The 12233-nt window shown below is 52.3% G+C and carries 10 protein-coding genes; 4 read left to right on the top strand and 6 right to left on the bottom strand.

The window, feature by feature from the left end; all coding sequences use genetic code 11:
• Positions 1 to 2: 2 nt before the first annotated feature.
• From WCX19_RS09445 to WCX19_RS09455, 3 genes are all read right to left on the bottom strand, one after another.
• On the bottom strand, positions 3 to 1319 hold the full coding sequence (locus tag WCX19_RS09445) for a formylmethanofuran dehydrogenase subunit B (RefSeq protein ID WP_373007468.1): 1317 nt from the start codon (positions 1317 to 1319) through the stop codon (positions 3 to 5).
• The gene (locus tag WCX19_RS09450) at positions 1316 to 1720 is read right to left on the bottom strand and encodes a molybdopterin dinucleotide binding domain-containing protein (protein WP_373007470.1); all 405 of its coding nucleotides are present in this window, start codon (positions 1718 to 1720) and stop codon (positions 1316 to 1318) included. Before WCX19_RS09450 ends, WCX19_RS09445 begins: the two co-directional genes overlap by 4 nt.
• Positions 1721 to 2534: 814 nt before the next feature.
• A complete protein-coding gene (locus WCX19_RS09455) occupies positions 2535 to 3338 on the bottom strand; it encodes a hypothetical protein (protein WP_373007472.1) in 804 nt (267 codons plus the stop codon).
• Between the two features lie 182 nt (positions 3339 to 3520).
• Between WCX19_RS09455 and pth2 the strand changes: the two genes are divergently transcribed.
• Entirely contained in the window at positions 3521 to 3913 is a 393-nt protein-coding gene (gene pth2, locus WCX19_RS09460) for a peptidyl-tRNA hydrolase Pth2 (RefSeq protein ID WP_373007474.1), read from the top strand.
• Positions 3910 to 5181 carry a tRNA pseudouridine(13) synthase TruD gene (gene truD / locus WCX19_RS09465; protein WP_373007476.1) on the top strand — a complete coding sequence of 424 codons (1272 nt, stop codon included), beginning with the start codon at positions 3910 to 3912 and terminating at the stop codon, positions 5179 to 5181. Before pth2 ends, truD begins: the two co-directional genes overlap by 4 nt.
• 1014 nt (positions 5182 to 6195) lie before the next feature.
• On the opposite strand, the gene sppA is transcribed toward truD, so the two are convergent.
• Both sppA and WCX19_RS09475 read right to left on the bottom strand, forming a co-directional pair.
• Positions 6196 to 7002 carry a signal peptide peptidase SppA gene (gene sppA, locus WCX19_RS09470; RefSeq protein ID WP_373007478.1) on the bottom strand — a complete coding sequence of 269 codons (807 nt, stop codon included), beginning with the start codon at positions 7000 to 7002 and terminating at the stop codon, positions 6196 to 6198.
• A gap of 12 nt (positions 7003 to 7014) precedes the next feature.
• On the bottom strand, positions 7015 to 7695 hold the full coding sequence (locus WCX19_RS09475; RefSeq protein WP_373007480.1) for a dihydrofolate reductase family protein: 681 nt from the start codon (positions 7693 to 7695) through the stop codon (positions 7015 to 7017).
• Between the two features lie 150 nt (positions 7696 to 7845).
• Between WCX19_RS09475 and WCX19_RS09480 the strand changes: the two genes are divergently transcribed.
• Positions 7846 to 8478 carry a CDP-alcohol phosphatidyltransferase family protein gene (locus WCX19_RS09480; protein ID WP_373007482.1) on the top strand — a complete coding sequence of 211 codons (633 nt, stop codon included), beginning with the start codon at positions 7846 to 7848 and terminating at the stop codon, positions 8476 to 8478.
• A gap of 552 nt (positions 8479 to 9030) precedes the next feature.
• A complete protein-coding gene (locus WCX19_RS09485) occupies positions 9031 to 10887 on the top strand; it encodes a molybdopterin biosynthesis protein (protein ID WP_373007484.1) in 1857 nt (618 codons plus the stop codon).
• An 89-nt stretch (positions 10888 to 10976) separates the two neighbouring features.
• On the opposite strand, the gene WCX19_RS09490 is transcribed toward WCX19_RS09485, so the two are convergent.
• The gene (locus tag WCX19_RS09490) at positions 10977 to 12212 is read right to left on the bottom strand and encodes a TIGR00300 family protein (protein WP_373007486.1); all 1236 of its coding nucleotides are present in this window, start codon (positions 12210 to 12212) and stop codon (positions 10977 to 10979) included.
• Positions 12213 to 12233 lie beyond the last annotated feature (21 nt).

The raw sequence follows: 12233 nt of genomic DNA on the forward strand, positions 1-12233 counted from the left end.
GGTTATGCTGCCCCCTTGAGCTGTTTTAAGCGGTCCCGGACTTTTATTAAGAACTCTTCGTCGGTGAGCATCCCCTCCGGGGGCTCGACTACCTTGCGGCAGTCAATTGGCACGTTGTCCATGCGGTAGCAGTTGCCACCGGTTTCGACCCCATTGAAAGCGACCGGAACATGGAGTTTTGAGACCCCGGATGTCGGGGTCAGGTGGGGGTCGATGCAGACGGACGGCATATTGGCGATCGGTTTGACCGCGCTAATCGGGAAGTGTGCGCCCGGGTCGCTTCCTATGGTCAACATGGCGTCGATCTCTCCACGGGTGAGGAGGTCGATCGTACTTGTGTCGCCCGGGTTGTAGCGGGCAAAGCCCCGGGTAAGGTCAACTGCGTAGGGAAACCCAAACTGCCATGCGAAAACTTCTCCGGAGCCGGTAACATTGTAGTGGCCCCGCATCGGCATGATCGAGAATTTTGTGTAATCGTTGAGATCCTTAGTGACAGCAATTGCCTCGTCGATATTGTGGTTCTTGCCGAGCGACTGGGTAACACCCATGCCAAAGAAGATGATGCCGAACCGGCCGCTTTTCAGGATATCAGCAGCCTCGCGGATCTTCTCACTGGGAATGCCGGCAACTTCGTCAGGGAGCCATTCACCCTTAAAGGCAACGCGGAATGCGTTTAAGAGTTCGTAGTCCTGGCCCTGTGCTACCTGAAGGTGCATGTCGGCCATCTTGGCGGTGTCGGTAACACGGGGATCAACAACAATCAGCTTGCGGCTCATCTGTCCCTTACCCGTAAAAAAACCGCGAGGGAAGATGGAGTACCGGGACATGTGCCGGGGGTGGGCATGTGCCGGGTTGCAACCCCAGAAGACAATCCTGTCCGCACGGTTCTTGATTTCTCCAAGAGTACAGGATGGAAGACCTACATCCTGAATCGCAATCAGGGAAGTGCCGTGGCAGGTTGCAGCGGTATTGTCACAGCATGCCCGGCTCATTTCGGCAATCTCATTACCCACACTCTGGGCCTCGCAGTTGGTTGAAGACCACCCAAACATGAGTGGCTTTTTCGCCTTTGCGAGCATCTGGGCGGTGTATTCAACAGCCTCATCATAGGAGATCTCCTTCCATGACCCGTCTTCCTGGTGCATCCGGGGACGGGTGATCCGGTCAGGTGATTGCGAGTGCAGGAACTTTTCTGTCCCGATTACGCAGGCATTGTCGACTTCGAGGAGTTTCTTGCCATCATCGGAAACAATCACTTCAATATCATCACAAAGTGTTCCGCAGAAAGGGCAGACCACATCGGTTATAGTCCTGGTCATTCAGTTTTCACCCCGCAAAGTTTCTGTACAAGTTCGATGCCGAGAAGGATCGGCTCGTTTGCTGCAACTTCCAGTGTCACAGGAGTTCCTTTGAATGTTGGCATCCCCGTGGAGTAGGTATTCGGGTCAATAATGGAGTTTGCCCACGGTCCCATCGGGATAAAAGCTACACCCGGGTGCGGTCCCTGGGCAGTCTCGACCGCTTTGACTATAACGCTGCCATAAGGGCTGGTGACCCGGACGGTGGTGTTCTTCCATGCCCCGAGTTTTTTTAAATCGGAGCGGTCCATTTCAATAATTCCAGCTGCTTCACGATAGTAGGGCTTCTCTTTTCCACCCTCGATCGCAACACCTTGCTGGATAGTTCTTCCTGAAATCAGATTTACGGCTATTCTGACCATGACTATCAACAAAATTTTGGTACTTGCCTCTAATAAAGGCATTTGATTTGACACCATTTTGAGGTTCTTTAACAAATCGGACATGTTTGCATAGAATTGTTAACAAGTTAATTTAACCTGCCTCCGGTGAGGGTTTTCAGGTTTTCCAGCCCGCCCCGAAAAAGGGCACCCCCCATTTAAAACTATGTCCCTACCACCGTCTGATTATGTTTTTGCCGGGATCCGGCCGGGCAATCCGGTGCGCGGATACTTTCGTGAGGTGGGTAGCCGGGGTATATTTTCCCCGGTGCGGCACGAGCTCCGCTTTCTCACGTGAGGCACAGACTTCCCTGATCATATTTCCCCTCCAGTAAAATGGATTCCAGTCCACTTACCCGGGGATCATCACCATAAACGCACCCCAATAAAAATCCCTTATAAATCCCCTGATTCCAAAACAAAGCCCAAATTGAGCCCCATATAATGCCTTTAATCGGGCCATGGCGGCCTTGTAGCGGCATTTGTTTCCTTCACCAATAAACACCCATCCGGACCCTGTTTCAAGCCTTAAAACCGCAATATGAGATTGTTTTATTTCGTCCGTTTGGCAAAATACGGCTGATTTAAGGGCATTTTGAAACGGGGCCTGATGCGGGCTTCTTTTGGGGTGTGAAAAGGGCAATCGGGGGCTGGATTGAGCCCGGATTGGATCGGGTCTGTAAGGGGACCTATGTGAATAACGGCCGGATTTGGTGTTGTATGGGTGGGAGTGGGACCGTGATGCAGATCTATCCTTGCAGGTACCGTCTCAAGACCGACTCCCGAAGTTGCTGTTTTAGTCGAATAGGGAGAACCGGTTATATTCTTCCTGGTACCGGTAGTCAAATCCAAATTTCCTGTTCTGGAGAATGCTCTCTAAAATTATTTTGACTGATTCAGGAGAACGAGTGTTGTTCTTTTTTATCAGAGATAGTATTTTCTCTGCGCACGGCAGAATAGTTTCGCCAAAATTGGAATTAAATTTAAGGATATATTCCTCGGCTTTGTCTTTATCGCAGGTGGATTCAAGTAACAGGCATTTCTGGACATACAGACAACTGTAATACAGGAGATTCCGGCAATCGTTTAGTTCAGGGAGGATTTTTTCCTTGTTTTCAATTAATTTTGTTAATCCTTTCATTGCAGAAGTGTGATTGTCAGAGCACAATTTTTTAAAGTATTTTTTCAATCTCGATTCGACCATAGGCTCAAAAACCGGTTCCTGGATAACCTGAGCCAACTGGTGAAGCTGGCGGTACACTTCAACATCGGCATGGGGGTCAGCTATGACGTAAGGATATCCCTCTTTCCAGATCAGCAGATGTTCGATTTCATGGGCGACGATTCGTGCATCTTCTAGGGATTTTGGATATTTTTTTAAGATAATGGTATCTGTTACTGGTGAAGAAGTACCCTCTTTTTTAGATTCTGTAGAGATAGTCCAGTTAATGTTTATTTTATTAATATCGGCTTTATTGTCGGAATAAAAATCATTAAAAGCACTGTGTTTCTTACTGAGGTTAGATAACATTATCTGAGCAGAGCTATCCTTTAATTTCGTTCTGTGCGTATTTTTAGATTCAGATTGTGATTTTTTCATAATTGCTTTTTAGTGAGAGATCAGATAGAGGTTTCTCATGGCAAAGAGACCTGTCAAAGGGTAAAGTAATTGATCTCCCCTCTTTTCCACACGGTAATTGACAGGATTCTGATTTTACAAAATCGTCTGCAATTTTTGGAAATGATAAGGTTAATTTCTGCCTAAACTAAAGAGATTTCGCGATGCCAAAATTACCTCAAAATGAAACCAGATTCAGGCACGAACCTGATTTCAGGTACAAACAGTGCCTCATTATCCGTAATGACGTAAAGATGAGCTGCGGCAAGAAATGCGCTCAGGCTGCCCATGCGTCAATCGGGGCGTTTGAGAGCGCAGATAAAACGCTGCGCAAAGCGTGGCAGACGGAAGGTCAGAAAAAAGTAGTGCTCAAAGCCGACAGCGAGAGGGCCCTCTTTGAGATCAAGGTGCTCGCGGAACAGGCCGGGATTTCGACATCCCTGATACAGGACGCCGGCATGACCGAGATCCCCCCCGGCACCATCACCGCCCTCGGCCTTGGGCCGGCAAAATCAGAAGAGCTCGACAGGATTACCGGGACGCTCTCGCTCTTATGAAAGAGAGTCCCTATGCGCTTGAACGCGAGCTCGGGATGCAGTACTACGCGACCGCTACCCCGGGGATCGGCGGAACGCTCCGCACGGTGCCGGAAGATTTTCTGGTTGACGAGATCTCTCCCGCAGGAAAAGGCGAGACGACAGGCCCGTACCTGATCTGCCGGCTCACGAAAACCAACTGGGAACTCCAGCACGCGGTAAAGGAGATCGCCCGCCGGCTCAATATCAGCCACCGGCGGATCGGGTGGGCGGGGACAAAAGACAAGAATGCACGAACAACGCAGCTCATCTCGCTCTACAAGGTAACGCCAGAGGATATCGCCGCGTTTTCCTTAAAAGATATTATCCTTGAACCAATCGGGCAGTCGAACGAACAGCTCTCGCTTGGCGATCTTGAGGGAAACCGGTTCGACATCTGTATACGGGCTGCCGACCCGGAGGATCTGGCCGGCCGGGTCATCACCGTAACGGAGACCGCATCGCAGGCCCTGCCCAATTATTTCGGGCTCCAGCGTTTCGGCGTCATCCGCCCGCTGACGCACCGGATCGGGGAACAGATCCTGCACGGGGATTACGAACAGGCCGTGATGATCTATGTGGGCCTGGCATTCCCCCACGAGACCGAAGAAGTCCGACGGGTCAGGACAGCGTTTATGGACACCCGGGACACGGCAGTCGCCCTCCGCGAGTTGCCGGTGCATATGTCCTTTGAGCGTTCGATGCTCTCGTACCTCCACACCCATACGGACGATTATGCCGGTGCACTCCAGCAGCTGCCGCCAAAACTCCTCTCAATGTTTGTCTCCGCGTTCCAGTCTTACCTCTTCAACAGTGCCCTTTCGCACCGGCTCAGCGAAGGTCACACTCTCACCGATCCTCTCCCGGGAGACCGTCTGATCTTCACAAACGGCCGCACCGATGCAGTGACGGCGGCAAATATTTCTGCAGTCACGCTCCATCTGGCCCGGGGCCGGTGCAGCATCGCGCTTTTCATGCCGGGCAAGGATGAGACAGATGCCGTCACCGGAAACAATGCTATCCGGGATATTCTTGCAGAGATGCAGATCACCGCTGATGATTTCCGCAAAGCCTCACTTTTTGTCAGGACAAAGTTCGATGGTGCATGGCGCCCAATTGCCCTTAAAACAATGATCGATGCTTCCGTGCAGGAAACAAATGTGCACCTGAAATTTACCCTCCCCCCGGGCCACTACGCAACAACCGTCTGCCGGGAATACATGAAGGCCGACCCGATCCGGATGATATGAAACGTTTTTTCCCCGGGTTCCGGAGAAAAATCTGTTTTTTTAAAAAAGACCCCTACATAATAACGGATGAGATCGTATCTGCCCTCTCTAATGCAGGAGGTACGATGAGTGCCACTTTCCTGAAGGGATGCCCTTTCGGCGGATCAGTGACTATCTATCGATTAAAAAATACTACAAAAAAATTTCCTTGCCCCGCCGTGCCTTGGAGAGGCCATAGGGTAGAGAGCCCTTCCCAGACTTTTAATTAACAATTTTTCCATGATTCTCGTGAGAACCCCGGTTCATACTTGATTTTTCAGATTCAGTACTTCTCTAAATTTTCCTTTACACACATCAGAATTTTTTAACAGTACTTGCCGAACGATTTTTGGTTCATTGGGGGTACTCCCCTCAACCAGCCCGGGGTGGCACCCCCCGCTCCCAAAACCGGGAGGTACCCCCACCCCCCTGTCCGGGCATAAGTGGAGGCCTACCCCCCCCCTTTTCGGCATTTCCAAAACCTGTGCTTCGCGTGGAGTTATCGTCTGAAGGGATATTTTGCCCGCCGATGGCTTAGTGGGGGTAGGGGCCTCTTTTCTTGCAAGGGGGTACCCCCCGCTCCTAAAAAGGAGAGGTACCCCCACCCCCCGACCAATTTTTTAAAAGCATGATCACCCACCCCCTTCTTGTAGCCCGGGAGTGGGGGGGTGCCACCTTTGTACAAATGGGGAGGTACCCCCTCCTGGCATAAAGTGAGGGTGGCGGCTGCCAAAAAAGGGTACTCCCGCTTCCAGATCTGGCTCATTCGAATTTTTGGTGGTTGTTCTTTCAACGTGAAAATAGAGAAGTACTGAGATTCGTTTCCCGCATCTTTTTATGCAAAGATAGCCTCCCGTGAAAATCGGTCATGAATGGGAAAACGCCGATAAGTGACTGACAAAGCAAATCCCCGGCAGGGACGTTAAATTGCGTCATGTTCCTGCAACAAAACAGGTACAGATATAAATAAATCCCGCGAAAAAAAACCGGGTAAAATTACTTCCTTGAATCCGCCAGTTCCTTCGCGCCTTCAATTGCGTCATTGAGGTTGCCTAGTTTGTCGACAAGGTTGATCTTCACCGCATCGGAACCCCGGATCACCCGGCCATCATCGATATCTGACCGTGCAATCACCCTCTGCGTTGTCACATCCGTGATGAACCTCTCGAAACTATCGTTGACGATCTTCTGGGCGTACTCCCGTTCATCGGTGCTCAGGGCGCGGGATGTCGATCCCATATCCTTTTTCTCCCCGGATTTTACGACAGAGACATTATAGCCTTCCTGCTTCATCCAGCTGCTGATGTCCGAGAATGTCCAGATAACACCGACAGCCCCGGTAAACGTATCCGGGTTCGCATATATTTTGTCCCCGTGGGCGCTCACATAGTACGCAGCAGAGGTGGCCATGTCCCCCATCGATATAACGACCGGTTTCTTGGTCTTTGCATACTCCAGGTCACTGATGATCTCCTCTGCAGCAGCCGGTGTCCCGCCCGGACTATCGACCCGGATGACAATCGCCTCGACCATCGGATCGTTGGCCGCATCCCGCAGCTGGTTGCCCACGTACTCGCTTCCAACACCAGTAGCATCAGAGAAATCTCCGGTGGAAAGTTGTCCTTCCATCCGGATGACTTTTACGCCGGGATGCGAGTTGTCTGCGATATAGAACGTTGCAATAAAAATTCCGATCACAAGAATAAGTCCGACAACGATGACCAGGAACCATTTCAAACCGGTACTGTGCGGTGCCGGGCCCGGCGCAGGAAATGCCGGGGATGTTTCAGGGATTTGTGCCATAAAGGTAAGCTCTTATGTGTACAGCACGTCAAACTCGGAGACGAGGTTGCTGCCGCACATATAGTATTTCTTGAGATTTAACCGGATCATCTCGTCTTCGGTATTGATATGCATTCCGCCCACGAGGGATGGCGTATCCGATCCGCCGACAATAAACGGCAGGTGGATGAGCCGGATTTCATCGACCAGTTTGTCATGGAGCATGTGCCAGTTTAAAGTCGGGCCGCCTTCGATCATCAGTTTCTTTATCCCGAAATCGTCATGCAGGATCTGCATGAGCAGGGGCAGATTGACATGAGTTTTCCCGGCCGTTACCACGGTTACGCCTTTTGCCTTAATTGCAGCGACCCGATCCTTTGGAGCCTGCTCGCACACTGCAATGAGGGTTTTTGCATCGGGCCCGAGTATGTTTGCGTCAAGTGGGATGTCTGCCATGCTGCACGGGATGACCCGGAGCGGGCTTTTTCCGGGCACGAGCCGTACTGTTAAAAATGAATTATCGATCCGTATGGTGTTTGCGCCGACCATGATCGCATCGTAAGCGGCCCGGGTCTCGTGGAGCAGGATCTCGGTTTCATGCGCCATATATTTCATCAGGATCTTGCTGGAAGCACCATTTTTCAGGGTAAGCTTGCCGTCAGCAGTGATCTCGGACATCATTAAAACGTGCGGACGGGCCGGTGTTGCTGCCATCAGGTTCAACTCTTTAGTTTTTCATTAGACGCGCGATGTAAATAATATGATGATTGCCTGCAGGTAATAATAATACACGTAAGTTGATGATACCTGCAATCCGGTATTTTTCCGTAACTATTAATGGTTCGCGTACCCATCAATTGAGCTATGAATATTACCGCCCTCCGGCCACGGTTTAAACAGTACCTTGAGCCGGTTGCAGGGGTCTTTGTCCGCTGCGGTATTACCCCAAACCAGTGTTCGTTTCTTGCTCTCGTTGCAGGGATTGCTGCTGCAGTCCTTTTTGTGGAACGGCAGTTTCTGATCGGGAGCCTGCTTCTGTTGCTCTCGGCACTCTTTGACCTCATTGACGGTAGCATTGCACGCAGAACCAACTCTCACACCAACTTCGGGGCCGTCTTTGACTGGATCGTCGATAAGTACGTGGATGCCCTTGTGCTGCTCGGCGTCGGTCTCTCCGGGATCACCATCGTGAGCGGGTTTTTGCCGGTCCCAAGAATTGCAGATTTTGCCGTCATCGGTCTTGCCATAACCGGCTCGCTGATGAACACGTTCATCAAGCCGGTTGTCTACGCGGAGATCGGGTACCGGGAAAAGGTGGAGGGCAAAATCGACGACCCTCTTGAAGGCGTCGGGTTCTTTGGCCGGCCCGAAACATTCCTTGTGCTGATCCTTGGGGGCGTTACCGGGTTTATCTGGGTTTCCGTGATCATTATCGCGATCTGCACGAACCTCTCCGCGATCCAGCGAATTTTGTATCTCTACAAAACACTATCGTGAAGGGAGAGGGGCCGTCCGTTTTTTGGTTTTTATTAAAGAGAATAACGAATAATCATCAGAAGATTCAGGAACAAACCCCAACATTTAGTAAAAACGGGGTTTCGAGATAGAAAATACCCGGCTCATGTTGATGGGATTCCCATTTTCCTTGTCATATCAATTGATTTCAGATAGTTATCGCGGTTGAGCTTGAACCCGATGAATCATAAGAAGTTGATTGAGGTTAATTTCAAAACAGGAGATGAGATTTTTCACGTGGACTCGTGTCAGAGTATTGGTACAGGAAAGTGAGCCGGCTACACGTGGTACTGTTTATTCTTGTGCAGGGAACCATTGACCGTGAGCCAACTACCGGTGTCCCATCACAGACTTGCGGACAGAACAATTCTTTATCACAAACAAGAACGGATATTTTCCGTACAGCATGATCGTATCGCATATTCGTGGATTACCTGCACTCATGATACTGCACCGGCATCCGGATCCGGAGGAGAACGGAGATTACATGATGCCCGACCTGCAAGCCCGAGGCGCTGTACCGGGGGTATCGCAATGGTGAAACGCTATCTTGATGTTAAATCGCTTGCCGAAGCACAAGCGATTGTTTCCCGGTCTTTTAGCTGTACACCGTCAGTCGAACGGGTGACCATAGAAAAGTGCGTGGGATGTGTAACCGCCTCGCCCGTGATCGCACGGTACTCCGTGCCTGAGATCCATCTTGCCGCGATGGACGGTATTGCGGTAAAAAGCGTGGACACCGCCGGGGCAGACGAGCAGCACCCGGTAACGCTCGCCCGGGTGGCCCGGGTCAATACCGGAAACATTGTCCCTGCGGAGTATGACGCAGTGATCATGATCGAGGATGTCTGGGTTGAGCACGAGCAGTATGTCATACGAAAGGCAGTACCTCCCTGGCAGCATATCCGTCCCGCTGGTGAGGATATTGGCGAGTCCGAGATGGTGTTTGCCTCCCGGCACATGATTCGCCCTCACGAACCCGGGGCACTTGCAGCATACGGAATCGCTGAAGTTGACGTTCTTAGCGTGAGAGTGGGCCTCATCCCGACCGGCAGTGAACTTGTCGATCACCATATCCGTCCCGCCCCGGGCCAGATCGTCGAGAGCAACACGTTGATGGCCTCTGCAGTGTTGACTGCTGTCGGTGCAAAGTGTACACGGTACCCTATTGTTAAGGACGAGCCGGAGCTCATCCGCAATGCCATAAAAAAAGCCCTCACAGAGAACGAGATCGTCATCGTTTCGGCCGGTTCCTCGGCGGGAACGCGGGACTATACCGCTGATGTCATCGCAGAGCTTGGCGAGGTGCTCGTTCACGGTATAGCGATAAAACCCGGAAAACCGGCGATTATCGGGCGTGTTGGAGAAAAACCGGTGATCGGCATGCCGGGTTACCCCCTTTCCGCACTTACCCTCCTGCGGGAGATTGTCCTCCCGCTGCTCGGGCATTATGGCCTCAATCCCGCAGTCCCGGAAACTCTTGAGGGGCAGCTCACAACCACGCTTCACAAGGATATCGGCACTGAGGAATTTGTTCTCTGTGCAGCCGGCATGGTGGGCAGCCGATGGGTGCTTTCCCCGCTCTCACGGGGTGCAAGTGTGCAGATGAGCGCGGTCCGGGCAAACGCCTATATCACCATCCTGCCCGGTGTCGAAGGTATGGAGAAGGGCGAGCCGGTCACTGCAACGCTCATGGTGCCCCTCGCTGATGCCGGCCAGGCGCTCCTTGTTACCGGCAGCCACGACCCGGTCCTCGACTACCTTGCCGATCTTCTCCGATATCGGAACGTGGATCTCCACTCAACGAACGTGGGAAGCATGGGCGGCATCATCGCGCTGATGAATGATGAATGCCATGCGGCACCCATGCATCTGCTCGCAAAAGATGGGAGTTTCAATGTATCGTACCTGGAAAAGCATATGCCCGGTCAGGAGCTCGTGCTCGTCTGCGTAGCAGAACGCCAGCAGGGCGTGATCTCGCGTGACGGTCTCGGGTTTGACGATCTTATGCACCATACTTACGTCAACCGGCAAAAAGGTGCGGGTACGCGGATACTGCTTGACTTCGAACTCCAGAAACGGGGTATTGACCCGCAGGACATACGGGGATACGACCGGGAGGTTACGACACATCTTGCCGTGGCGCTTGCAGTAAAATCCGGGGAGGCCGATGCCGGTATGGGTGTCTTTTCAGCGGCACAGGCCCTGCATCTCCGTTTTGTCCCGGTAGCAACTGAGCGATACGAACTTGCCATCCGCGCCTCGCACATGAAAGATCCCCGGGTAAAAGCACTCGTGGAAACGATCTCTTCCCCCGCATTCAAAGCCGTGCTCGAACGACTGGGCGGGTATGATACCCGGGAGACCGGTGTGCTGCGCACCCTGCCGTAAGCGGGGTACCTGAAACGAGGGGTCATCATTTCGATGTACCCCGGTAGTGAGAACTGTTTTCCATAAGCCTTTTTAAAAAAAGGATGTTCCTACTTTTTCCCCTTGCTCTGCTTTTCGATCTGTTCGGCAAGAAGCGGGAGGAAGGTCCCGGCATCGGAGACTATACCAATTGCCTGCGTTGTGCCCCGGTCCATTAGTTTGGTCACCGAGGCAGGGTTGATGTCTACGCAGACGGTCTTTACCCCCGAGGGCAGGCAGTTACCTACCGCGATCGAGTGCAGGAGGGTCGCGACCATCAGCACCATCTTACAGCCGGGGATATATTTGCGCATCTCATCCTGTGCCACCATGGTGTCCTGGATCACATCAGGCAATGGTCCGTCATCGCGGATCGAACCGGCAAGCACGAACGGTACATCGTGCTTCACGCACTCGTACATGATACCCCCTTTGAGAATGCCCTTCTTTACCGCGTTCTTAAGAGAACCGGCCCGCATGATCTCGCTGATCGCGTAGATATGGTGCCGGTGCCCACCCATCACCGGTTTTCCGGTTTTCAGGTCCATCCCGAGCGATGTCCCGAAGAGGTTGTACTCCACATCATGGGTCGCAAGCGCATTACCCGCAAACAGGACGTTGATGTATCCTTTCCGGATCATCTCTGCCACCGCCTTGTCCGCACCGGTGTGGATGATCGCAGGGCCCCCGACAAGGATAATTTTCCCCCCGCTCTTGTGGACTTCGATTACCTCTTTTGCAATCTGGGCGATCAGGGTCTCGCTGGGGCGTTCCGAAGAGACCGTGCCGTGCATGAATTCAAACGTGCTGCTGGTCCGGGGCCGGTCGGGATAACTCACCAGCACCCCTCCCTCGCCGACAACCACCAGGTCGCCTTTCTTTATCTTCCCTAATGGTGTGCACCGGGCCTTCTTCTTTTTTGGATCGACCACTATGAGAAAGTCCATCTCGATGCCATCGACCTGGACCCATTCGTCCGCAAGCCTGACCTGCGTCGGGTGATTGGTGGTCGTGTAGAAATTTTTGGGCGAGTCCCGGTTGCCGGCCGCAGGGACGTAGTGGACGGACTTTACCGGGGGGAGCCGGGCCCCGAACCGGTGGAGCTCCGACATGATGGCGCGCAGTTTCTCCTTGTCCTGCGCCACAATCTTGAGGCGTGCGTACGTCGGATCGGTCTTCTTTTTGCCCACATCAAAGACAAGGATCTCGAAATTCCCTCCCATGTCCATGACCCGGTCAAAAAGCTGGGTCATGATACCCGAATCGATGATATGACCCTGCAGCTCGATCTCCTGCGACTCCACCATAATACAGCAGTATTTGACCCC

This window comes from Methanoregula sp., assembly GCF_041663825.1.
GTDB lineage: Archaea > Halobacteriota > Methanomicrobia > Methanomicrobiales > Methanospirillaceae > Methanoregula.